The sequence below is a fragment of the Rhodococcus sp. DMU2021 genome, assembly GCF_019641445.1.
In the GTDB taxonomy this organism is placed as follows: domain Bacteria; phylum Actinomycetota; class Actinomycetes; order Mycobacteriales; family Mycobacteriaceae; genus Rhodococcus; species Rhodococcus pyridinivorans.
On sequence record NZ_JAIFKB010000002.1, the window covers coordinates 150,848 to 173,583 of the forward strand.

Sequence of the window (22,736 nt, forward strand, 5' to 3'; positions counted from 1 at the left end):
TCGGCTCCTTCGCGATGCACGCCGACGGTCGCGGCGCCGGTCTCCATTCTGCCTCGACAGGGACCGGCACGCCGCGATGGTTCGCCCGATATGTTCTTTTCCCTGGTCGTTCCCGTCAGGAGGCCGGCGGCTCGAACTTCTGGGTGCGCTGCAACCCCGCGGCCCGGCCCTTCGCGGAGATCACGAGGGCCATCTTCCGGCTCGCCTCGTCGATCATCTCGTCACCGAGCATCGCGGCACCGCGGGCGCCGCCCTCGGCCGAGGTGTGCCACTCGTAGGCGTCGAGGATCATCTCGGCCTTGTCGTAGTCCTCCTGCCGGGGGCTGAAGACCTCGTTGGCCGCGTCGATCTGGCTCGGGTGCAGCACCCACTTGCCGTCGAAGCCCAGGGCGGCGGTGCGCTGCGCCGACCGGCGGAAGGCGTCGACGTCGCGGATCTGGAGGTAGGGACCGTCGATGGCCTGCAGCCCGTGCGCACGCGCGGCCATGAGGATCGTCATGAGGATGTGGTGGTAGGCGTCGCCGACGTCGTAACCCTCGGGCTGCTCACCGACGACGAGGGTGCGCATGTTGATGCTCGCCATGAAGTCTGCCGGACCGAACACGAGTGTCTGCACGCGCGGGCTCGCCGTCGCGATCTCGTTGATGTTCGTCAACCCGATGGCGTTCTCGATCTGCGGTTCGATACCGATCCGTCCCGCCTCGAGACCGTGGGCCTTCTCGACCTGCGTGAGGAGCAGGTCGAGCGCCTTCACGTGGCTCGCGTCGGGCACCTTCGGCAGCAGGATCGCGTCGAGATTCGCTCCGGCACCACCGACGACCGCCGCGACGTCGAGATAGGTCGCGTCCGTGGTCCAGTCGTTGACGCGCACGACCTTGATCTGGTCGCCCCAGCCGTCCTCGTTCAGAGCTTCGACGATGGTGCTGCGGGCCTGCTCCTTGGCCAGCGGCGACACCGCGTCCTCGAGATCGAGGAAGATCTCGTCAGCGGGAAGGCCCTTGGCCTTGTCGATCATCTTCCGGTTGCTGCCGGGAACCGCGAGTACCGATCTTCGGGGCCTGAACGAGAACGACATGACCTGACCAGACCTCCGAGTTCCGGGAACAGCGTGGGCACGCTCTAGCCTGGCAATCATGGCAGCAGTGAGCAAGGTCTTCGTCGCGCGGCTGGCCGGACTGGTCGTTCTCGGCCCCGACGGCGAGTCCATCGGCCGCGTCCGCGATGTCGTGCTGACCATACGAGTGGGACGTCAGCCGCCTCGTGCGCTGGGGCTCGTCGTCGAACTGCCCACCCGCAAGCGGATCTTCGTCCCGATGCTGCGCGTGACCGCGATCGAACCCGGCGCGGTCACCCTCGTCACCGGCAACGTCAGTCTGCGCCGGTTCACGCAGCGACCCTCGGAGGTGCTCGCCCTCGGTCAGGTCCTCGATTCGCGTGTGCGCGTCGACGACCCGGAGCTGCCGGACCTGATGGGTGTCGACGCCGTCGTGGTGGATCTGGGGCTCGAGCTCATGCGCACCCGCGACTGGGTCGTCGCCCGCGTGGCGGTGCGTCGCCATCGCGGCCGGCTCGCGCGCCGCTCCCCCATCCACATCGTGGAATGGCCGCACGTGCACGGACTCACCCAGCAGACACTGTCGATGCCCGGACAGGGTGTCGCGCAGTTGCTCCTGCAGTTCGAGGACATGCGCCCGCCGGACGTCGCGAACGCCCTGCGCGACCTGCCGATCAAGAGACGCACCGAGGTCGCCGCGGCGCTCGACGACGAACGCCTCGCCGACATCGTGCAGGAGCTGCCCTCCGACGACCAGACCGACCTGCTCACCCAGCTCGGCCTCGACCGGGCGGTCGCGGTGCTCGAGGCGATGGATCCCGACGACGTCGCCGACCTCCTCGGTGAGCTGCCTGCGACGGATGCCGAGTCGTTCCTGCAACGCATGGACCCCGAGGACTCCGAGCCGGTGCGCCGCCTGCTCGAGCACTCCCCCGACACCGCCGGTGGTCTGATGACCCCCGAGCCGGTCGTGCTGACGCCGGCGACCACGGTGGCCGAAGCGCTCGCCCGCGCCCGCAATCCGGATCTGAGTCCCGCCCTGGCGTCGATGGTCTTCGTCGTGCGGCCGCCCACCGCGACGCCCACCGGCAAGTACCTCGGCTGTGTCCATCTGCAACGATTGCTCCGGGAACCGCCTGCGAGCCTGGTGGGAGGGGTCGTCGACGACGACCTGCCGCGCCTGGCCCCCGACGACGCCCTGACCACCGTCACCCGGTACTTCGCGACGTACAACCTGGTCTGCGGTCCGGTGGTGGACGACGAGGGGCACCTGCTCGGCGCGGTGAGCGTCGACGACGTGCTCGACCATCTGCTGCCGGAGGACTGGCGCGAGGAGGACATCGAGGATGAGTGACCGCAGCACGCAGGGCCGCTCGCGCCTCGAGACCCCACAGGCGTCGAGGTTCCGCTTCAACTTCGACGCCGAGGCGGTGGGCCGGGTCAGCGAGTCGATCGCCCGGTTCCTCGGAACGGGCCGTTATCTCGCCATCCAGACGATCGTCGTCATCGTGTGGATCGCCCTCAACATCGCCGCGGTCGGACTGCAGTGGGATCCCTATCCCTTCATCCTTCTCAACCTGGCCTTCTCGACGCAGGCCGCCTATGCGGCGCCGTTGATCCTGCTGGCGCAGAACCGGCAGGAGAACCGCGACCGCGTGTCTCTCGAGGAGGATCGCGCCCGCGCCGAGCAGACCAAGGCCGACACCGAGTTCCTGGCACGCGAACTCGCGGCTCTGCGACTCGCGGTGGGTGAGGTCGCGACCCGCGACTATCTGCGTCGCGAACTCGACGATCTGCGCGCCCTGCTGATCGACGACGAGAACGAGGACGACGCCGGCACTCCGCGCACCCGCGGGCCCCGTCGCTGAGGGACCCCGTCCTGTTGTCCGGCACGCCCCGTTGCACACAACCCGACACCCTTCTGTAACCTTCGTCACATCAGTCGGACGGACGATCGGAGGAGGGTGATCGCGTGCGGTGGAAGGTCGCGCTGGCGATGCCGGTGATCGTCGCTGCCGGACTCGCGGCGACAGCGTCGTCGGCGACGGTGGTGGCGGAGACGACGTCCGCCGAGACCGAGCCGAGCGCCGCTCCGGCGGTGGGCGTGCTCCCCGGCGAGATGCGCGAGGCGCAACCGCTGCGCAGCCCGAGCGACCCGCTCACCCAGCTTCCGCCCGACGCCGTGGCCGCGGCAGGGGGTGCGGCGGCCCTCGGCGACGGGCCGCTCGCGATCCCCGAACTCGTCTTCTACGCCTATCGCGCGGCCGAGATGCAGCTGGCCATCGACTCTCCCGAGTGCGGCCTGCCGTGGAATCTGCTCGCCGCCGTCGGGCGCCTGAACTCCGGACACGCGGACGGGGGACGCACCGACATCCTGGGCACGCTGACCGCGCCGGTCGTCACCCCGGAGGGGCTGCTCGGGCCGATGCGCCTGGCCCCCGCGGTGTGGGAGCAGTACTCGGCCGACGGCAACGCGGACGGCACCGCCGATCCACAGAACATCTTCGACGCGACCCTGGCCGCCGGTGCCCGGATGTGCGCGGAGGGCGGAAACCTGCGCGAGCCGGACGGGGAGGCGCGGGCGGTGGCGTCGGTCGATCCGTCACCGGACTATCTGGCGAACGTCCGGCACTGGTCCGGTGCGTATTCGAAGGCCGCCGAGGTGGCTCCCGCCGATCTCGCTCCGATCCCGGCGCGGCCCGTTCCGAACGCCGCGGATGTCGCGGCCCCCGCGCCGGCTCCGGCGGTCACCGCGCCCGCTCCGGAGGCGACACCTCAGCCGGCCCAGCAAGCGCCCGCCGACACTCCGGCTCAGCAGGCACCCGAACAGAACATCCCGGCTCCGCCGCCGATGCCGGAGTTGCCCGAACTCCCCTGCCTGGTGCCCGCCTTCTGCGAGTAACTCCCGGCACACACGTGAGGTGACGCCACGCGCGACACGCGTGTCGTCATCTTTTTCTTTCACCCCACCCGACCCACCGGACCAGCACGGACGGGCCACAGCAGTACGCATACACCCCCGTTACATCACGTTTGAGTAACGGAAAGGCATCGAATGCTGTAGCCTCGGCCCGGCACGTAACGAAGGTGTCTCGTTCCGAGGCACCCGAGGGAGGGTTATCCATTGGGCCGCCACGCCAAACCGTCGGATTCGAAGCTTCGGCGAAATTCCGTCATCGCGATGACCGGACTCGTTCCGGTCGGACTGGTCGCCGCAGCCGCGACCACCGCGGGTGCGTCGCCGCGAGCGCTGATGGGTGCAGCTCACCACGAGACCGAGCCGACGGCGTCGTCGACCGACTCGGCCGACCTCGCGAACGCGATTCCCGAAGCGGTCGCCGCCGTGCAGACGATCATGCTCGAGCCCGAACCGGCACCCGTGCGCACCTTCAAGGCCGCCCCCCAGCCGGAACCCGAGCCCGAGGTCCTCCACGAGGGCCCCCTCGGCATCCCCGGCATAAACTACGCCGCCTACCGCAACGCCGAGCGCATCCTCGCCGAGGAGAATCCCGCCTGCGGCATGCACTGGACGCTCCTCGCCGGCATCGGCCGCGTCGAGTCCGGACACGCCAACGGTGGTCATGCCGACGCCAAGGGCAACCTGCTCGAGCCCGTCATCGGACTGCCGCTCAACGGCAGCCTGCCCGGCCAGGCCGTCATCCACGACACCGACGGCGGCGCCCTCGACGGCGACACCGTCTACGACCGCGCGGTCGGGCCGATGCAATTCATCCCCACCACGTGGAACCAGTACGCGGGCGACGGCAACGGCGACGGAGTCTCCGATCCCCAGAACCTGTACGATTCGACGCTCACCACCGCGAAGTACCTGTGCGACGGTGGCCTCGACATGCGCAACCTCGCGCACTCGACGAAGGCGATCCACCGCTACAACAACTCGATGGCCTACGTGGCGAACGTGCTCGCCTGGTCGACGGCCTACTCCACCGGCATCGACCCGAGCCCCGCGGATCTCCCCCGCATCCACTGAGGTCCGGAGAGGGTCGTCGGGTCACCCCGGACCGAAGGCGGTCGTCGGGTCACCGTCGACCCGTATCCGGTCGCGAGCGGCGTGCCGCCTACCATGGGCGTCATGGCAGTCAGTGAGTCCGACGTCCGCAGTGCGCTCGCACGGGTCCAGGACCCGGAGATCCGCAAGCCCATCACCGATCTCGGAATGGTCAAGAGCATCGAGATCGGCGCCGACAGCAGCGTCGATGTGGCGATCTATCTGACCACCGCCGGGTGCCCCATGCGCACCGAGATCTCGGAGCGCGTCACCAAGGCCGTCGCCGACGTCGCCGGCGTGGGCGAGGTCCGGGTGACCCTCGACGTGATGAGCGACGAGCAGCGCACCGAGCTCCGCAAGTCGCTGCGCGGCGACTCCACCGAGCCCGTCATCCCGTTCGCCCAGCCCGGTTCGCTCACGCGCGTCTACGCGGTGGCCTCCGGCAAGGGTGGTGTCGGCAAGTCGTCGGTCACCGTCAATCTCGCCGCGGCGATGGCCGCGCGCGGACTGTCGGTGGGTGTGCTCGACGCCGACATCTACGGTCACTCGATCCCCCGCATGCTCGGCACGTCCGCCAAGCCCACGCAGGTCGAGCGGATGATCATGCCGCCGATCGCGCACGACGTGAAGACGATCTCCATCGCCCAGTTCACCGACGGCAACACCCCGGTGGTGTGGCGTGGCCCGATGCTGCACCGCGCGCTGCAGCAGTTCCTCGCCGACGTCTTCTGGGGCGACCTCGACGTCCTGCTCCTCGACCTGCCGCCCGGCACGGGTGACGTCGCCATCTCCGTCGCGCAGCTGATCCCCAACGCCGAGATCCTCGTCGTGACGACGCCGCAGCAGGCAGCCGCCGAGGTCGCCGAGCGCGCCGGTTCCATCGCGCTGCAGACGCGTCAGCGCATCGCCGGCGTGGTGGAGAACATGTCGTGGCTCGAGCTGCCCGACGGCACCCGAATGGACGTCTTCGGCAGCGGCGGCGGTCAGGCCGTCGCCGAGCGGCTCACCCGCGCGGTGGGCGCGACGGTGCCGCTGCTCGGCCAGATCCCGCTCGACCCGGCAGTGCGCGAGGCCGGCGACTCCGGTACCCCGATCGTCCTCGCGGCGCCCGACTCGGCACCCGCCGTGGCGCTCGAGGAGATCTCCGACAAGCTCGCCGTGCGCAGGCGCGGACTGGCCGGCATGTCGCTGGGAATCGACACCACGCGTCACCTGTAAGAACCCGATATCGATCGAGCCCCCGCCGTGCTTCACGGCGGGGGCTCGATCGTAGGAAAGCTGTCAGGTGGCGTCGGGATCGATCGGCGGCTTCTCGTCCGGAGCGAGCGGCTTCGACAGGTTCGGCCGGGCCGCGCCGTTGGTGGGCGTTCCCGGAGCCGCCGAGGACGGCTTGTCGAAATTGCCGGTGAGGATCGAGTCGTCGCCGTCGAGCAGATGCTTCGTGATCACGGCCCGCGGTGTCATGCCGCGCAGCTGGTTCAGCTCGGACAGCGGTTGCCGCAGGTCGTCGAACTCCGGTCCGAGTTCCTGCTCGAGCTGGTCGCGCGCACCCGTGGCGTAGTCGCGTACCTGACGCAGCGACTTGGCCACCCACGAGACGGCGCCGGGGAGGCGCTCCGGGCCGAGGACCACGAGGGCCGCCACGATGAGTACCAGGAACTCGCCCCAACCGATGTTGCCGAACACGCATCCAGGGTACGTGGTCTCGTCCGGATCGCAGCACCTACGTGGAAGGTCACATCACACGGCTGGGACGTTCTGTCCGAGACAGGGGCCGCTCAGTCGGAGACTGGGGTGACCTCGACGTCGACGAGACGGCCATTGCGCACGAGCTGGACGGTGATCGGTTCGTCGATCTCCTGCTGCTGGACCGCCACGACGAGCTCGTCGGCGCTGGTGACTTCGCGGTCGCCGACCTTGACGATGACGTCGCCCTCGACGATGCCGGCGCGCTGGGCCGGGCTGTCCTGACGGACGTTGGCGACCTCCGCGCCGCTCGCGACGTCGTTGACCACCGAGCGTGCGTTCACGCCGATGTCGGGGTGCCGCATCTCGCCGGTGCGGATCAGCTCCTGCGCCACCTCGGTGACGTCGTCGATGGGGATCGCGAAGCCCAGGCCCACCGAACCGCCGGTCTCCGACTTGATCGCGGAATTGATACCGATCACGCGACCCTCCATGTCGATGAGGGGGCCGCCGGAGTTGCCGGGGTTGATCGAGGCGTCGGTCTGGACTGCGTCGATCACCGCGTCGGTGTCGGTGCCCTGCCCGCTGAGCCGCATGGGCCGGTGCAGCGCGCTGACGATGCCGCGGGTGACGGTCTTGCTCAGGCCGAGCGGCGAACCGACCGCGACGACGTCCTCGCCCACCTGGACGTCCTCGGAGCGGCCCAGCTCGGCGACGACCAGGTTGTCGACGTTCTCGACGGCGAGCACGGCCAAGTCGGTCTTGATGTCGCGTCCGACGATCGAGGCGGGCACCTTCGTGCCGTCATCGAAGGTGACCTGTACCTTCGCATCGGGATTGCCGGCGGCCATCGAAACGACGTGGTTGTTGGTGACGATGTAACCGGCACCGTCGATCACCACGCCCGAGCCGGTGCCGGCGTCGCCGCCGACGGTGGTCTGGATGGAGACGACCGCGGGCAGCACGGTGTCGGCGACACGCGCGACCGCGCCGGTGGGCAGTTCCTCGTCGGGACCCGACTGGCTCAGCGTCACTCCGCGACTGGTCAGCGAACCGTTGTCGGCGGTCGCGAGCGCGACGACGAGTCCGCCGACCATGCCGATCACGACAGCCACAGCGGCCAGGGTCGCGAGTGCGCGGGGTTGGACGCGGCGGTCGAACAACACCTCACGCAGGGTCAGTCCGGGAGCCGGAGGAAGTTCCTTCTCCTCGGTCTGCCCGGCCAGGGGCGGACCGAGCCGCACCGCTGAGTCGGGGTCGCGCCAGGGATCGGGTTCGGTGTCGTCCTCGGTCTCGGCCGCGGGCTGCGAAGGGGGACGCTGGAGCGTCTCGTCGACGTCGGACGGCCGTCCGTAGGCCTCGGCCAGGATCGCATCGGTCGGAGGTGCCTGCTGGACGCGCGGGTCGACGACGCGGGGATGGGCCGAGGAGTCGAACGATCCCTCGGCGCCGGCCGGGCGCCCGAAGACACGGGCCGATGCCGGGTCGACGGTGGGCCGGTAGACGGGCCGCGGTTCGAGACGGGGAGCGTCGTCGGGGCGCGCGATCGCTCCGTCGGGGAGACCCGACGAGGCGTTGCCGGACGAGCCTCTGCCGGACGAGTCTCCGCCCGAGGAGTCCTTACCCGACGAGGCATGGGGCAGCTCGTCGTCGCGACGACGATCGTCGCCGCCCCGCCGTCCGGTGTGCTGCGCAGATTCGGCCGTCACGCGTGCCCGTCTCCCCCGTCTAGGTCCGTCACGCAGCCCAGTATCACCGATGGCATCGGATCACCTGTTACCGCCCGTCCGGTCACCGGCGCCGGAGAATCGACCAGCGGCGCGCGGCGAAGCCTTCCTCCGCCTGAGGGCGCGGGGTCGGGTCGCACAGGTGGGACGGGATGTTGCTGAGCGTACCGCGCAGTGAACTCGGCATACGCGGTATGTGATCGGCAGCGGACCGCAGTGCGTGGCGGGCCTGCTGCTGGGCTTCGACCTCGGCGGCACACTCCGGACACATCGACAGATGCTGGGCGGCCCGCATGTAGGCCGCCATGCGCAGTTCGCCGTCGACGAATGCGGCAATTGCCTCGCTGGCGAGGTGTTCCGTGGAGCCGAACCTGCGAGGTGGTTGCACCATCGTCATCACTACCTCCCGGCGGCTACCCCGCATCGACGCGACCGTTTTCGACCTTTCCATGCTCGCGCAGGTACTCGCGGAGTGCCTGGCGGCCTCGGTGGATACGACTACGCACCGTACCGAGTTTCACCCCCAGTGTGGCACCGATCTCCTCGTAGGACAGACCTTCGATGTCACAGAGCACCACCGCGGCACGGTACTCGGGTCCGAGCGAGTCCAGAGCGGACTGCAGGTCGGCGCCGAGACGCGCGTCGTGGTAGATCTCCTCGGGGTTCGGCCCTGCGGCCGGTACACGATCGTAGTCCTCCGGGAGCGCTTCCATCCGGATGCGGTTCCGGCGGCGCACCATGTCCAGGAAGAGGTTCGTGGTGATGCGATGCAACCAACCCTCGAAAGTGCCGGGCTGGTAGTTCTGCAACGACCGGAAGACGCGGATGAAGGTCTCCTGCGTGAGATCCTCGGCGTCCTGGGCGTTGCCGGAAAGACGGTAGGCGAGGCGGTAGACGCGGTCGCCGTGCTCACGAACGAGTTCGTCCCACGACGGCATGGCCGCGTGGTCCCCGGTGGCGTCGAACGCCGCGGTGCCGCTCAGGTCCGCCTCGAGCGCCGAGGCGTCGTTCTCGGGAACAGTGTGGGCTCGGGTCATGTGGATCGGTGGATCCTCCTCGTCGGGACCGCAGTGGTACTGGCTTCAGGGCCTATCAACACTCGATCTGCAGGGAATATTCCTTCACAGGAGCGTTCCCCGAGAGCGGTGCGTCCTCGAAGTCGTGAACCGGTGCGATCGTCCGGTTCGCCGATTGTCAGTTTTCCTCGCGGCGATGTGGCCGCCGTATGAGTAACCTGAAACGTCCCTGAGAAAATCGGTTCGGGCGTGGTCATCCGCCTGAATCACACAACTGGCGGCACCACTCCGTGCGCGCCTGCCTGCGCGAACGAATCGCCGAGGATAGCCTCAGTGAGGTGCAGACCAACGCCGATCGCATCCTGACCCACGCCGAGAACATCGTCGTCGAGGACGACGAGCTCGCCGCGGCGCGTGACCGTGCCGAAGATCTGGGCGCCGACCCGGTGTCCCCCTCCGTCGGAGCCGCCCTCGCGATGTTCGCCCGCATGCTCGACGCCAGGACGGTAGTGGAGATCGGGACCGGTGCGGGTGTGAGCGGACTGTGGTTGCTGCACGGCCTCCGCGAGGACGGCGTGCTCACCACCATCGACAGCGAGCCGGAGCATCAGCGGGCCGCGAAGATCGCCTTCCGCGAGGCGGGTGTCGTGGCGTCGCGCACCCGGCTCATCAACGGCCGCGCGCTGGACGTGCTGCCGCGACTCGCCGACTCCGGCTACGACATGGTCTTCGTCGATGCGACCCCGGCCGACCATCCGCACTTCGTGCGCGAAGGGGTGCGTCTGCTCCGGCCGGGTGGGGTGATCGTGCTGCACAACGCCCTGCTCGACGGACGCGTCGCCGACCCCGCTGCCCGCGACGCAACGGTGCTCGCGGTGCGCGAGGCGACCCGCGCGGTGTCCGACGACGAGCGTCTCGCTCCGGTGGTCCTGCCGCTCGGCGACGGCCTGCTCTGCGCGGTGCGCCTCAGCTGATCCGCGCAGCCGCCTCCGGGCGGGCAGCACGCTCTCAGATCCAGATGCCCTTGCCGATGGCGACGACACCGCCGTTGCTCACCGCGAACCGCTGACGGTCGCGCTCGAGGTCGACGCCGATGATCTCGCCGTCGCCGACGACGACGTTCTTGTCGAGGATCGCTCGTCGCACGACCGCACCCTTGCCGATGCGCACACCGGGCATGAGCACGCTGCCCTCGACGGTCGCGCCGTCGTCGACCATGACGTTCGAGCTGAGCACCGAGTTGCGGACCGTGGCGGCCGACAGGATGCTGCCGGCGCCGACGATCGACTCCTGCGCCAGACCGCCCTGCACGAACTTCGCGGGCGGCAGGTTCTCGGCGGCACCGCGGATGGGCCAGCGCCGGTTGTAGAGATTGAAGATCGGGTGGACCGACACGAGGTCCATGTGAGCGTCGTAGAAGGCGTCGAGCGTACCGACGTCGCGCCAGTAGGCACGATCGCGTTCGGTCGCGCCCGGGACGACGTTGTCGTTGAAGTCGTAGACGTGAGCCTCGCCCCGCTCGACGAGCGCCGGGATGATGTCGCCCCCCATGTCGTGGTCGGAGTCGGGATTCTCCGAGTCGGCCCGCAGCGCCTCGACGAGGACCTTCGTGGTGAAGACGTAGTTACCCATGGACGCGAACGTGACGTTGGGGTCGTCGGGTGTCCCGGGCGGATGAGCGGGCTTCTCGAGGAACTGGGTGATCCTGCCGCTCTCGTCGCTGTCGATGCAGCCGAACGCGAATGCCTCGCTGCGCGGGACGCGGATACCGGCGACGGTGACACCGGCGCCCGACTCGATGTGCTGGCGCACCATCTGCTCGGGGTCCATCCGGTACACGTGGTCGGCGCCGAAGACCACGATGTACTCGGGATCCTCGTCGTAGACCAGGTTGAGCGACTGCAGGATCGCGTCGGCGCTGCCGGTGTACCAGCGTGGACCGAGCCGCTGCTGGGCCGGCACCGGGGTGATGTACTCACCGGTGAAGCCGGAGAGGCGCCAGGTCTGCGAGATGTGCCGGTCGAGGGAGTGCGACTTGTACTGCGTGAGAACGCAGATGCGCAGGTAACCGGCATTCACGAGATTGCTGAGCACGAAATCGATGAGGCGGTATGCGCCCCCGAACGGCACTGCCGGCTTGGCTCTGTCCGCGGTCAGCGGATACAGACGTTTGCCCTCGCCGCCGGCGAGAACGATTCCAAGCACATGGGGCTGGCTCCTCACACGCTTCAACCTATCCCCCGACCCAGGCCGCCGCCAGCGAAGCGCGATCTCGACGCCCTTCGGAGTGTCGGGGCCGGGTGGCCGGAACCTGCGCGGCCCGCTACTTTGAGGCGGTGAGGGTGGCAATGATGACGCGGGAGTATCCGCCTGAGGTGTACGGCGGGGCAGGGGTCCACGTCACCGAACTCGTCGAACAACTGCGTCGACTGGTCGAGGTCGACGTGCACTGCACGGGCGCACCGCGCGATACCGCGTTCGTGCACTCCCCCGACCCGGCACTGCGCGATGCCAATCCTGCCCTGACGACCCTGTCGGCCGGGTTGCGCATGGCGCACGCCGCGGCCGGAGTCGACGTGGTGCACTCGCACACCTGGTACACCGGGCTGGCCGGTCATCTGGCCGCCGAACTCCACGACGTCCCGCACATCCTCACCGCGCACTCCCTCGAACCCCGACGGCCGTGGAAGGCCGAGCAACTCGGGGGCGGTTATCGCATCTCCTCCTGGTCCGAGCGCAACGCCGTCCGGTACGCCGACGCGATCATCGCGGTCAGCGACGGGATGCGCCTCGACGTGCTCGACGCCTATCCGTTCGTCGATCCCGCTCGGGTCCACGTGGTGCGCAACGGGATCGACACCACCGTCTGGCATCCGGGCCCGGCCGAGCCCGGCCACGAGTCCGTCGTCACCCGCATCGGTCTCGATCCGGATCGTCCGATCGTCGTATTCGTCGGCCGCATCACCCGGCAGAAGGGCGTCGGGCACCTGATCGCCGCGGCGCACCATCTCGACCCCGACATCCAGCTCGTCCTGTGTGCCGGCGCGCCCGACACCCCCGAGATCGCCGCGGAGACCGAACGGGCGGTGACCGCCCTGCAGGACGCCCGTGACGGGGTGCACTGGGTACGCGAGATGCTGCCCACCGAATCGGTCCGCGAACTACTCTCGATTGCAACGGTTTTCGTCTGTCCGTCGGTGTACGAGCCGCTGGGGATCGTCAACCTCGAGGCGATGGCCTGCGAGACCGCCGTGGTGGCGTCCGACGTCGGAGGCATCCCGGAGGTCGTGCAGGACGGGGTCACCGGGCGATTGGTGCACTACGACGCCTTCGACACCGAGACCTACGAGCGTGCGCTCGCCGATGCGATCGACGACGTCGCGCGCGACCGCGACCGTGCCGCCCGGTGGGGCCGGGCCGGACGCGACCGCGCTGTCAACGAGTTCTCGTGGGCGCAGATCGCCCGCCAGACCGTCGCCGTCTACCAGCAGGTGCTCACGACGCGCTAGGTTCGTCGGCCGTCTCGACCCGTCGCCACGAGGTGACGGTGACCGAGACCGTCACCTCGAACGGATCGGGCAGGGAGGCCAGCAACTCCGCACGCCGGTCGGACGTCACATGATGGGCGGACGGTCCCATCCCCGCGACGAGACCGAGCGCCTCGCACGGGAGTGCGGCCGTGAAGCGCACGTCCGTCCGTCCCGTTCGCTCGAAACGTCCCGACAGCGCGGACGAGAGCCGCTCCGTCTTCCGGCCGTCCACACTCACCATGCCGGGCAACGCGACCAGTTCGCGCAGATGCTCCGAGGTGGGTGTAGCAACCACGAGCGTTCCTCCGGGGACGAGCACGCGATGACTCTCGGCGGCGTTGCGGGGCGCGAACACCGACAGCACGTGGGTGAGCGATGCCGACTTCACAGGCAGTCGTTGCCACGCATCGGCGAGGATCGCTCCGGTCCGCGGATGACTGCGGGCGATGCGCCGCACCGCGGGCTTGGAGACGTCGAGCCCGATGCCGCGCGCCGCCGGCAGGGCGTCGAGCACGGACGCGAGGTACTGCCCCGTACCGGCCCCGACCTCGAGGATCACAGCGTCGGCGGCTGCGACTACCGCATCGGTGTCCACCGTATCGGCGGTGTCGAGGCATGCGTCGGCCACCGCGCGCCGGATCGGGTCGTAGTGCCCGGCACCGAGGAAATCGGCGCGGGCCGCGATCATGTCGGCGGTGTCGCCGGTGAACGGCGTCGAACCGCCGGCGAGCAGCGACACGTAGCCCTGACGTGCAACGTCGAAGCTGTGCCCGCGATCGCACACCACGACGTTGTCGTCGAGGTCGAGCGCGGACTCGCAGTGAGGGCACGCGAGAAGATCGATCACGTCGGCGAGCATCGCGCCTCCGATCCTGCTCTCAGGACGACACCGGGCCCCGCGCGCCGAGGAGCGCGGGGCCCGGAGTGCCCTGAGAGGGGCCGATCAGCTGGTGACACTCTTGAGTTCGTCGCCGAGTGCCGCAGCCTCTTCCGGCGTGAGCTCGACGACCAGACGTCCGCCGCCCTCGAGTGGAACCCTCATGACGATTCCTCGTCCCTCTTTGGTTGCTTCGAGGGGACCGTCCCCGGTCCGGGGCTTCATGGCCGCCATCCTCTGCTCCCTCCAAATCTGCACCCGACCGCCGGGCGCGTGGGTTACCGTGTGGTTGCATCGCCGGTCGCGGCGACGCGCACCTTCTCATTCTTCCCTATCCGGAATACGTGCGCGTAGCTGACTCCTGGGTAAGACACTCCTCCGGGTTCTACGAGTCGAGTGACACCCAGCACGATTCGAGGTGATCGTCGACCATTCCGGTAGCTTGCATCAGCGCATACGCAGTGGTAGGGCCCACAAAACGGAAGCCGTGGCGCTTCAGCTCACGGGCCATCGCCGTGGACTCCGGCGTCACCGCCGGAATCTCCTCGACCGTCACCGAACGTCGCGCGCGTCGCGGCGGTGCGAACGACCACAGCAGCTCGTCGAGATCGGTGGACAGTTCGAGCACGGCCCGCGCGTTGGCGATCACCGCCTCGATCTTGCGGCGGTTGCGCACGATGCCGGAGTCGACAAGCAACCTCTCGACGTCGGCCTCCGTGAAGCGGGCGACCGCCTCGACGTCGAAGCCGTGGAAAGCCGCGCGGAAGGCCTCCCGCTTGCGCAGGATCGTCAGCCACGACAGTCCCGACTGGAATGCCTCGAGGGAGAGCCGCTCGAACATCTCGTCGCGGCCGTGGAGCGGCCGACCCCACTCGTAGTCGTGATAGTCGCGGTAGAGCGACGAACCGGGACCGTCGACGGCCCACGGGCACCGCACGCGGTCGTCGGTATCGGTTACGGGACCCTGCCCGTCGGTATCGACCACGGGACCCTGCCCGTCGGTATCGACCACGGGACCCTGCCCGTCTGCCGTCATCGTGACTCCCCCGTCGACTCCGACGAAGCCCGCTCGGCGACGTTCTCCCCATCGACGTCGGCTGCTCCGACGTCCTCTGCTCCGACGTCTTCTGCCCCGCCGCCCTTTCCGGTGCCGTCGACCTTTCCGGTGCCGTCGACCGGCGGCTCCTCTGCGCGGGCCTCGGCGTCGGCGAGGCGGACCCGCAGATCGTCGACCTCGCGGGCGAGACGATCGAGCGCCCAGTCGACCTCGCTCATCTTGTAACCCCGCACGGTCTGTTGGAACCGCAGGTCGCGGATGTCGGTGCCGGTGACGTCGGTGGCCGGCAACACCGTGACGGTGGTGCCCGGAGGCAGCGGCGCCAACGTCTCGCCCCGGCCGAAGACGGCGCTCGCGACGAAGAACAGCACCGCGGCGACGCCCGCCATCACGAGCACGTACAGCAGAACCGTGAGCATGCTCCGATCTTGGCACGAGCGGCCGACACCGGCCGGGACCGGTGCCGGACGGTCGGGTCAGCCGGTGACCGTCACCATCGGGGGGCGGTCGGTGAGATCGACGGAGGTGTCGAACGGCACGAACGCATCGCCCTCCACCAGGAACTGGGTGAGCGGCGCACCCGAATCGGGGATCCCGCAGCGCGCGAGCATCGTGCCCACGATCTGCCGGCTCATCGCCCCGAGTTCGGACAGCGGCCGGTTGCGGTGCTTGCGGACCCCGAGGTTGACCTGCGCGATCGCGTGGAGACCGAACCGGTCGTAGGTGTCGAGCAGCAACCCGATCTCCACCCCGTAACCCGGTGCGAACGGGACCGACTCGAGCAGTTCCCTCGTCCCCGCGTACTCACCGCCGAGCGGTTGCAGCACGCAGGTCAGCTCCGGTCGCAGTGCCGCGAGCAGCGGCCGTGCGACAAGCTCGGTGACGCGGCCACCGCCGTGGGCGTCCTCGCCCCCACCGGTGCGCAGCGGGCGCCGGTAGTACCCCTTGACGAGGTGCACACCGTCGCCGAGCAGCAGGGGTCCGAGCAGTTTCGGCACGAAGGCCGGATCGGGATCGATCAGATCGGAGTCGACGAAGGCGATGATGTCGCCGGAGGTCGCCGCAAGCGACCGCCACAGCACCTCCCCCTTGCCGGGGACCGGTTCGATGCCCGGCACCGCTTCCTCCCTGGACATGACACGGGCACCCGCCGCCCGCGCCCGGGTGGCGGTCTCGTCGGTGGAACCCGAATCGAGGACCACCAGTTCGTCCACGAGACCACCGAGCAGCGGGTGGATCGTGTCGATCACACTCGCGACGGTCTCCTCCTCGTTGAGGGCGGGCAGCACCACGGTCACTGTGCGGCCGGCCTTGGCCGCGATCAGCTCGTCGATCGCCCAGGCGGGCCGATCCCAGCTGTTGGCTTCGTTCCACGTGCGTGCAGGTGCACTCATGCCAACCCCCTCACCGTGCGCGCCGGCGGGCGTGTGCCCGCGATCGCCGCGACCATGTCGACCACCCGACGTGTGGCTGCCACCTCGTGTACCCGGAACATTCGTGCGCCGGCCGCTGCCGCCAGAGCTGTCGCTGCCAATGTGCCCTCCAACCGGTCGGCGAGTTCGACTCCCAGAGTCTCCCCCACGAAGTCCTTGTTGCTCAGCGCCATAAGCACAGGCCACCCGGTTTTTACAAGAACGTCCGCGTGCCGCAACAGAGCGAGTCCGTGATGGGTGTTCTTTCCGAAATCGTGGGTCGGGTCGATGAGGATCGAGTCGCTCGCGACGCCGGCGCGGGCGGCGGCATCCGCGGCCGCGACGACCTCCCGCACCACCTCCCCGACGACGTCGGTGTACCGCACACGGTGCGGGCGGGTGCGCGGGACGGCGCCGCCCGTGTGGGAGCAGACGATGCCGGCCCCGAGTTCCGCGGCGACCGCGACGAGCTCGGGATCGGCACCGGCCCACGTGTCGTTGATCAGATCGGCGCCTTCGCCCACAGCGCGACGCGCGACCTCGCTGCGCCAGGTGTCGACGCTGATGAGCACATCCGGATAGCGCTCGCGGATCGCGGCGACGAACGGCACGACGCGCCGGATCTCCTCGTCGCTGTCGACGACCTCACCCGGCCCGGCCTTCACCCCGCCGATGTCGACGAGGTCGGCACCCTCGGCCACTGCGCGGTCGACGGCCGCGAGCGCCACGTCGTCCTCGAAGGTCGCTCCCCGGTCGTAGAACGAGTCCGGGGTGCGGTTGACGATCGCCATGACGAGCGCCCTGTCGGTGGCGACGGGGCGCCCGCACAGGGTGGACGGTGCCGGACCGGGACGGGTCACGGGGGTCTGCTCGTCGACATCGGTCGCGGGGCCGCTCATGATCCCATCCTGACATGCTCAGCGACCGGGCAATTCTCCTCGCGCGACGCCGTCGACGAAGCCGTCGAAGATCGGCCGGTAACCCTCGCTGCGACTCGCGAGGACGTACACCTCGTCCTCACCGGTCTCGCTGTAGCCCTGCTTGCGCAGATCGACCTTCCTGCTCTTGAAGGTCGTCGTGTACTCGAGCTCGTCGACGATGCGGACGAACAGCGGAACCGCGTAGTCCGGCAACGCGTCGTGCAGCGACTTCGCGAGCGCCGCTCCGTCGAGCTCGGCGCCCTCCTTCAAGGTGATCGCGGCCATCCCGGTGCGGCCGTCGGCCCCGTCGACCTCGACGCCGTAGACGACGGCCTCGGCGATCGTCTCGTGCGACGACACCGCGGCTTCGACCTGCGTGGTCGCGACGTTCTCGCCCTTCCACCGGAAAGTGTCGCCGAGCCGGTCGACGAACGCGACGTGCATCCATCCCTGATTGCGGACGAGGTCGCCGGTGTCGAACCAGACGTCGCCGTCGGAGAACGCGTCGCGGAGCAGCTTCTTCTCGGTGGCCTCGGGATCGGTGTACCCGTCGAAGGGTGCGCGGGAGGTGACCTTCGCGAGGAGCAGTCCGACCTCGCCCTTGCCGACCTTCTTCAACCGGCCGTCGTCGCCGCGACGTGCCTGGCCCGAATCGGGGTCGTACTCGACGACGGCGTAGGGCAGCGGGCAGATGCCGGCGGTGCGCTTCTGGTCGAGCGCGTTGATGAAGGCGATGTTGCATTCGCTCGCACCGTAGAACTCCGCGACGCGGTCGATACCGAAGCGTTCGGTGAACTCGTCCCACAGTTCTGCGCGCAGACCGTTGCCGACGGCGAGGCGGATCCCGTGGTCGGCGTCGTCCTCCCGCGGCGGCTGGTTGAGCAGGTAGCGGCAGATCTCGCCGATGTAGATGAAGGCCGTGGCGCCGTTGCGCTCCGCGTCGTTCCAGAAGTTGGACGCCGAGAACTTCCGGCCGAGCCCGAGCGTGGCGCCGGCGGCGAGCACCGAGGACAACGCGACCGTGAGGGCATTGTTGTGATAGAGCGGCAGGCAGGAGTACAGGACGTCGGTCCGGCGCAGGCGCACGCCGAGGCTGCCCAGGCCCGACATCGACTTCAGCCACCGGAAGTGCGTCATGCGGCTGGCCTTCGGCAGTCCTGTCGTGCCGGAGGTGAAGATGTAGTAGGCCGTCTCGGACGCTTGCAGCTCCTCGGTGACTGCGGGATTCGACGCGTCGGCGTCGCGGGCGGCGGTGTCGAGATCGTCGAAGCGCAGCACGGTGCGGGCCTGCGGCTCGCCACCGAGAGAGTCGACGGCCTCCTCGCACTCCTCCCCGATCACGAGGGCGGCGCTGTCGAGCAGCGACAGGCTGTGCTCGAGCACCTCACCACGCTGGTTGATGTTGAGCATGCCGGCGGCCGCACCGAGCTTGACCGCGGCCAGCGCGACCAGCAGGGTCTCGGGCCGGTTGCCCATGAGGATGCCCACGACGTCGCCCATGCCGACACCGCGATCGGCGAGCACCGCTGCGTACCGGTTGACCTGCGCGTTGGCCTCGCCGTACCCGATGGAGGCTCCCTCGAACCGGATGAAGGGCCGCTCCGGGTGACGCTCGGCGAGCTTCTGGAAGACCGACCCGATCGTCTCGCGGGCGGTCGGCTTCCGGGTCATCCCGGCTGCTCCGCGCAGCACGATGGGGAGATCGGTAGCCATCCGGGGCAGTTTCGAGACGAGTCCGGGCAGGGACACGACGGGGACATAGCCTCGATCGGATCGAGTGGTCACGACAGATTTCCTCACGGCGACGTTGGGGACGGGCGGGCTCGCTCGGGCGACACCCACGGCGTTCCCCCGAACTTACCGAAGAGTAGATAAGCGCGCGGCGAAGTGGAACACCTCAGACCGTCGCGTACGGCGCAGCGCAACGGTCGAGCGCGTCGGCGAGGTCGGTGGTGACCGCGAGACCGTCGAGTGCGCGTTGCGCGACGAAGCCGGTGTCGACCATCGACCCGAGCCAGCCGAGCAGGCCGTCGAAGTGGCCCGTGGGATCGAGCAGGACGACCGGCTTGTCATGCATACCGAGATACCCCGCGGTCCACGTCTCGAACAGTTCCTCGAGGGTTCCGATGCCGCCGGGCAGGGTCAGGAAGGCGTTGGCGCGGTCCTCCATGATGCGTTTGCGCTCGCGCATCGTCTCGGTGACGATCAACTCGTCGGCGTCGACGTCCGCGACCTCGCGGTGCACGAGTGCCTTCGGAATGACCCCGATCGTGTGAGCGCCGGCCGCGCGGGCCGCGTCGGCGACCGCGCCCATCATCGATACGTTGCCGCCGCCGGAGACCAGCTGCCAGCCCCGTCGGCCTATCTCGGTGCCGACAGCGGCGGCGAGTTCGAGGAACTTCTGGTCGACAGGGCCCGACGCGCAGTACACACAGACCGACAGAGCTTCGGTTACCATCCACTCCCGTTTCCGTACAGTTCGTTCTCGTCCTCGCCGCGATGCGCCTCGAGGATGATGTCCACCGTCTCCTCGACGCTGTCGGTGACGAAGAGGAGGTCGAGGTCGGCGGGCGAGATCTTGCCGCCGCGGACCAGGGTCTCGCGCAGCCAGCCCACCAGACCGTTCCAGTACTCCGAACCGAACAGCACGATCGGGAACTGCGTGATCTTGCGGGTCTGCACGAGGGTCAGTGCCTCGAACAGCTCGTCGAGCGTCCCGAAGCCCCCGGGCAGGCACACGAACGCCTGCGAGTACTTCACGAACATCGTCTTGCGCGCGAAGAAGTACCGGAAGTTCAGGCCGAGATCGACCCACTCGTTGAGGCCCTGTTCGAAGGGCAGCTCGATCCCCAGTCCGATCGACAGTCCCCCGGCCTCGCTGGCACCGCGGTTGGCCGCCTCCATCGCGCCCGGACCGCCACCGGTGACGACGGCGTATCCGGCGTGGACGAGTGCGGCGCCGAGCTCGCGGCCGATCTCGTACTCCTCGTGACCGGCCGGGGTGCGCGCCGATCCGAAGACGGTGACGGCGCGGGGCACCTCGGCGAGCGCACCGAAGCCTTCGACGAACTCGCTCTGGATCCGCAGCACACGCCACGGATCGGTGTGCACCCAGTCGGACGGGCCGCGGCGATCGAGCAGCCGCTGGTCCATCGTCGTCGCCTCGCGGGCGAGAGAGCCGCGCAGTTGCACCGGGCCCTGGTGCACGACCTCGCGCCGGGAGCCGCGTTCGGAGGAGGAGTTGTCGCCGGACATGGCGGCCACGTTATCGGGTGAGATAGGAGCGCAGAACGGAGGTCACCTCGGTGATCCGCCCGACCTCGACGTGCTCGTCGCGCTTGTGCGCGAGGTTCGGGTCGCCCGGCCCGTAGTTGACGGCCGGAATCCCCAGCGCGGCGAACCGCGAGACGTCGGTCCAGCCGTACTTGGCCCGGAACTTCCCGCCCGCGGCCTCGACGAGCGCCGCCGCGGCCGGGTTCGACAGTCCGGGCAGCGCGCCGGGTGACATGTCGGTGAGTTCCATCGAGATCGCGAGACCGTCGAAGACCTCGCGGACGTGCGCGAGTGCGTCGTCGGGGCTGCGATCCGGGGCGAACCGGAAGTTCACGTCGAGCGCAGCGGCGTCGGGCACCACGTTGCCGGCGACACCGCCCTCGATGTGCACGGCCGACAGTCCTTCCCGGTACACACAACCGTCGATGTCGACCGACCGTGCCTCGTAGCGGGCCAGACGGTCGAGCACGGGAGCAAGCTTGTGGATCGCGTTGTCGCCGAGCCAGGAGCGCGCCGAATGCGCCCGCACACCGTCGGTCGTGATGCGCACCCGCAGGGTGCCCTGGCAACCGGCCTCGATCTCACCCGAGGTGGGTTCGCCGAGGATCGCGACGTCCGCGTCGAGCCAGTCGCGCAGTTCGGTCTCGATCCGTCCGAGCCCGTTGTACGCGGCCGCGATCTCCTCGCAGTCGTACATCACGATCGTCAGGTCGTGAGCGAGATCGGTGACGGTCGCCGCGAGGTGCAGGAAGACGGCGTCGCCGGCCTTCATGTCGGAGGTGCCGCAGCCCCACATCAGGTCGCCGTCGCGCCGCGACGGCACGTTGTCGGCGATCGGGACGGTGTCGAGGTGGCCGGCGAGCATCACACGGCTGCCGAGTCCGCGGTTCGTCCGCGCCAGGACACAGTTGCCGTTGCGCACGACCTCGAAGCCGTCGGTCTGCTCGCGCAGGGCCGTCTCCACGGCGTCGGCGATGAGCGTCTCGTTCTGCGACACGCTCGGGATGTCGACGAGCGCGGCGGTCAGTTCGACGGGGTCGGCGTGCAGGTCCAGCTGCGGTACGGGCATACCTGCACGATACGAAACGCGCCTGTTCCTCAGACCCCGCACACGATTTTCTCAGGGGGGACACAGGCGCAGGACCGCCTCGCGTACGCTTCTCACCCGTGAGTGCACACGGAGCATCAGCAGTAGGCATCGCGAACATCACGGAGGACGGGACCGTCCTCGACACGTGGTACCCGGCACCCGCCCTCGGCGAGCCGAGCGAAACCGGAACGACGCGACTCGAGGGCACGGACATCCCGTCCGATCTCGCCCTGCTCGCCGGTCACGATGAGGCGCGCGAGGTCCAGCAGGTCGTGGTGCGCACCGACATCGCGGACCTGTCGAAGCCGCCCGTCGACACTCACGACGTCTACCTGCGCCTGCACCTGCTGTCGCACCGTCTCGTCCAGCCGCACGGGCTCAGCCTCGACGGCATCTTCGGCATGCTCGCGAACGTCGTGTGGACCAACTACGGCCCGTGCTCGCTCGAGAACTTCGAGACCGTGCGCTCCCGTCTGCGCATCCGCGGACCGGTGACAGTCTTCGGTGTCGACAAGTTCCCCCGCATGGTCGACTACGTCGTTCCGGCCGGTGTCCGCATCGCCGACGCCGACCGCGTCCGCCTCGGTGCGCACCTCGCGTCCGGCACCACCGTGATGCACGAGGGCTTCGTCAACTTCAACGCCGGCACGCTCGGCAACTCGATGGTCGAGGGCCGCATCTCCGCGGGTGTCGTCGTCGACGACGGTTCCGACGTCGGTGGAGGCGCCTCGATCATGGGCACCCTCTCCGGTGGCGGCAAGGAGGTCATCTCCGTCGGCAAGCGCTGCCTGCTCGGTGCGAACGCGGGCGTGGGCATCTCGCTCGGCGACGACTGCATCGTCGAGGCCGGCCTGTACGTCACCGCCGGTACCAAGGTCACCGGCCCTGACGGCACCGTCGTAAAGGCCGCGACCCTCAGCGGCGCGTCCAACCTCCTGCTGCGACGCAACTCGGTGAGCGGCGCGGTCGAGGTCGTGCCGAACAAGGGCAGCGGAGTCGAACTGAACGCGGCTCTGCACGCCAACGACTGACTCTGCACCCACAACAGATTCGGAACCGAGAAACTGTGAGTGAAACCCAGCGGC

At 69.1% G+C, this 22,736-nt stretch carries 24 protein-coding genes; 8 read left to right on the plus strand and 16 right to left on the minus strand.

The window, feature by feature from the left end; all coding sequences use genetic code 11:
- Positions 1-115 precede the first annotated feature (115 nt).
- Positions 116-1,075, minus strand: a complete 960-nt coding sequence (locus K3M35_RS04040) for a CoA ester lyase (RefSeq protein WP_064060621.1) — start codon at positions 1,073-1,075, stop codon at positions 116-118.
- Positions 1,076-1,133: 58 nt separating this feature from the next.
- Between K3M35_RS04040 and K3M35_RS04045 the strand changes: the two genes are divergently transcribed.
- The 5 genes from K3M35_RS04045 (at position 1,134) to K3M35_RS04065 (ending at position 6,281) form a co-directional block, all read left to right on the plus strand.
- Positions 1,134-2,408: a magnesium transporter MgtE N-terminal domain-containing protein gene (locus K3M35_RS04045; protein ID WP_064060622.1), complete on the plus strand. Its 1,275-nt coding sequence runs from the start codon at positions 1,134-1,136 to the stop codon at positions 2,406-2,408.
- Entirely contained in the window at positions 2,401-2,922 is a 522-nt protein-coding gene (locus K3M35_RS04050) for a DUF1003 domain-containing protein (RefSeq protein WP_024103444.1), read from the plus strand. Before K3M35_RS04045 ends, K3M35_RS04050 begins: the two co-directional genes overlap by 8 nt.
- Before the next feature lie 104 nt (positions 2,923-3,026).
- Positions 3,027-3,956 carry a hypothetical protein gene (locus tag K3M35_RS04055; RefSeq protein ID WP_064060623.1) on the plus strand — a complete coding sequence of 310 codons (930 nt, stop codon included), beginning with the start codon at positions 3,027-3,029 and terminating at the stop codon, positions 3,954-3,956.
- Positions 3,957-4,178: 222 nt separating this feature from the next.
- Complete coding sequence (locus K3M35_RS04060) at positions 4,179-5,045, plus strand: lytic transglycosylase domain-containing protein (RefSeq protein ID WP_006554294.1); 867 nt, start codon at positions 4,179-4,181, stop codon at positions 5,043-5,045.
- A gap of 102 nt (positions 5,046-5,147) precedes the next feature.
- On the plus strand, positions 5,148-6,281 hold the full coding sequence (locus K3M35_RS04065) for an Mrp/NBP35 family ATP-binding protein (RefSeq protein WP_064060671.1): 1,134 nt from the start codon (positions 5,148-5,150) through the stop codon (positions 6,279-6,281).
- Between the two features lie 63 nt (positions 6,282-6,344).
- Here K3M35_RS04065 and tatB read toward each other — a convergent pair whose 3' ends face one another.
- The 4 genes from tatB to sigE form a co-directional block, all read right to left on the minus strand.
- A complete protein-coding gene (gene tatB, locus K3M35_RS04070; protein ID WP_064060624.1) occupies positions 6,345-6,749 on the minus strand; it encodes a Sec-independent protein translocase protein TatB in 405 nt (134 codons plus the stop codon).
- Positions 6,750-6,841: 92 nt separating this feature from the next.
- A complete protein-coding gene (locus K3M35_RS04075; protein ID WP_039586307.1) occupies positions 6,842-8,458 on the minus strand; it encodes a S1C family serine protease in 1,617 nt (538 codons plus the stop codon).
- A gap of 82 nt (positions 8,459-8,540) precedes the next feature.
- Positions 8,541-8,873 carry an anti-sigma factor gene (locus tag K3M35_RS04080; RefSeq protein WP_019288062.1) on the minus strand — a complete coding sequence of 111 codons (333 nt, stop codon included), beginning with the start codon at positions 8,871-8,873 and terminating at the stop codon, positions 8,541-8,543.
- Positions 8,874-8,889: 16 nt separating this feature from the next.
- Positions 8,890-9,513 carry an RNA polymerase sigma factor SigE gene (sigE, locus tag K3M35_RS04085; RefSeq protein WP_039586309.1) on the minus strand — a complete coding sequence of 208 codons (624 nt, stop codon included), beginning with the start codon at positions 9,511-9,513 and terminating at the stop codon, positions 8,890-8,892.
- A gap of 317 nt (positions 9,514-9,830) precedes the next feature.
- On the opposite strand from sigE, the gene K3M35_RS04090 reads away from it, so the two are divergent.
- Entirely contained in the window at positions 9,831-10,466 is a 636-nt protein-coding gene (locus K3M35_RS04090; protein ID WP_006554288.1) for an O-methyltransferase, read from the plus strand.
- A 34-nt stretch (positions 10,467-10,500) separates the two neighbouring features.
- Here K3M35_RS04090 and glgC read toward each other — a convergent pair whose 3' ends face one another.
- A complete protein-coding gene (gene glgC / locus K3M35_RS04095) occupies positions 10,501-11,715 on the minus strand; it encodes a glucose-1-phosphate adenylyltransferase (protein ID WP_006554287.1) in 1,215 nt (404 codons plus the stop codon).
- Positions 11,716-11,828: 113 nt separating this feature from the next.
- Here glgC and glgA point away from each other — a divergent pair, with 113 nt between their 5' ends.
- Positions 11,829-13,001: a glycogen synthase gene (gene glgA / locus K3M35_RS04100; protein WP_006554286.1), complete on the plus strand. Its 1,173-nt coding sequence runs from the start codon at positions 11,829-11,831 to the stop codon at positions 12,999-13,001.
- On the opposite strand, the gene K3M35_RS04105 is transcribed toward glgA, so the two are convergent.
- The 10 genes from K3M35_RS04105 to dapE all read right to left on the minus strand — a co-directional run bounded on the left by K3M35_RS04105 (position 12,988) and on the right by dapE (position 21,630).
- Positions 12,988-13,881 (minus strand): putative RNA methyltransferase, encoded by an 894-nt coding sequence (locus K3M35_RS04105; RefSeq protein WP_064060627.1) that lies wholly within the window; start codon positions 13,879-13,881, stop codon positions 12,988-12,990. The genes glgA and K3M35_RS04105 overlap by 14 nt on opposite strands.
- 84 nt (positions 13,882-13,965) lie before the next feature.
- A complete protein-coding gene (locus K3M35_RS04110) occupies positions 13,966-14,133 on the minus strand; it encodes a DUF3117 domain-containing protein (RefSeq protein ID WP_006554284.1) in 168 nt (55 codons plus the stop codon).
- A 151-nt stretch (positions 14,134-14,284) separates the two neighbouring features.
- Positions 14,285-14,935: a DNA-3-methyladenine glycosylase I gene (locus K3M35_RS04115; protein ID WP_248846205.1), complete on the minus strand. Its 651-nt coding sequence runs from the start codon at positions 14,933-14,935 to the stop codon at positions 14,285-14,287.
- Complete coding sequence (locus K3M35_RS04120; protein ID WP_024103436.1) at positions 14,932-15,375, minus strand: DivIVA domain-containing protein; 444 nt, start codon at positions 15,373-15,375, stop codon at positions 14,932-14,934. The genes K3M35_RS04115 and K3M35_RS04120 overlap by 4 nt, the downstream gene beginning before the upstream one ends.
- 57 nt (positions 15,376-15,432) lie before the next feature.
- Entirely contained in the window at positions 15,433-16,350 is a 918-nt protein-coding gene (locus K3M35_RS04125) for a glucosyl-3-phosphoglycerate synthase (protein ID WP_024103435.1), read from the minus strand.
- On the minus strand, positions 16,347-17,267 hold the full coding sequence (gene folP, locus K3M35_RS04130) for a dihydropteroate synthase (RefSeq protein WP_220666023.1): 921 nt from the start codon (positions 17,265-17,267) through the stop codon (positions 16,347-16,349). Before folP ends, K3M35_RS04125 begins: the two co-directional genes overlap by 4 nt.
- Before the next feature lie 18 nt (positions 17,268-17,285).
- A complete protein-coding gene (locus K3M35_RS04135) occupies positions 17,286-19,037 on the minus strand; it encodes a long-chain-acyl-CoA synthetase (RefSeq protein WP_219130441.1) in 1,752 nt (583 codons plus the stop codon).
- Between the two features lie 148 nt (positions 19,038-19,185).
- The gene (locus tag K3M35_RS04140; protein WP_019288053.1) at positions 19,186-19,746 is read right to left on the minus strand and encodes a TIGR00730 family Rossman fold protein; all 561 of its coding nucleotides are present in this window, start codon (positions 19,744-19,746) and stop codon (positions 19,186-19,188) included.
- Positions 19,740-20,543 (minus strand): TIGR00730 family Rossman fold protein, encoded by an 804-nt coding sequence (locus K3M35_RS04145; RefSeq protein WP_006550564.1) that lies wholly within the window; start codon positions 20,541-20,543, stop codon positions 19,740-19,742. The genes K3M35_RS04140 and K3M35_RS04145 overlap by 7 nt, the downstream gene beginning before the upstream one ends.
- Before the next feature lie 10 nt (positions 20,544-20,553).
- The gene (gene dapE / locus K3M35_RS04150) at positions 20,554-21,630 is read right to left on the minus strand and encodes a succinyl-diaminopimelate desuccinylase (RefSeq protein WP_006550565.1); all 1,077 of its coding nucleotides are present in this window, start codon (positions 21,628-21,630) and stop codon (positions 20,554-20,556) included.
- Between the two features lie 98 nt (positions 21,631-21,728).
- Between dapE and dapD the strand changes: the two genes are divergently transcribed.
- Positions 21,729-22,682 (plus strand): 2,3,4,5-tetrahydropyridine-2,6-dicarboxylate N-succinyltransferase, encoded by a 954-nt coding sequence (dapD, locus tag K3M35_RS04155; RefSeq protein ID WP_006550566.1) that lies wholly within the window; start codon positions 21,729-21,731, stop codon positions 22,680-22,682.
- Positions 22,683-22,736: the final 54 nt, after the last annotated feature.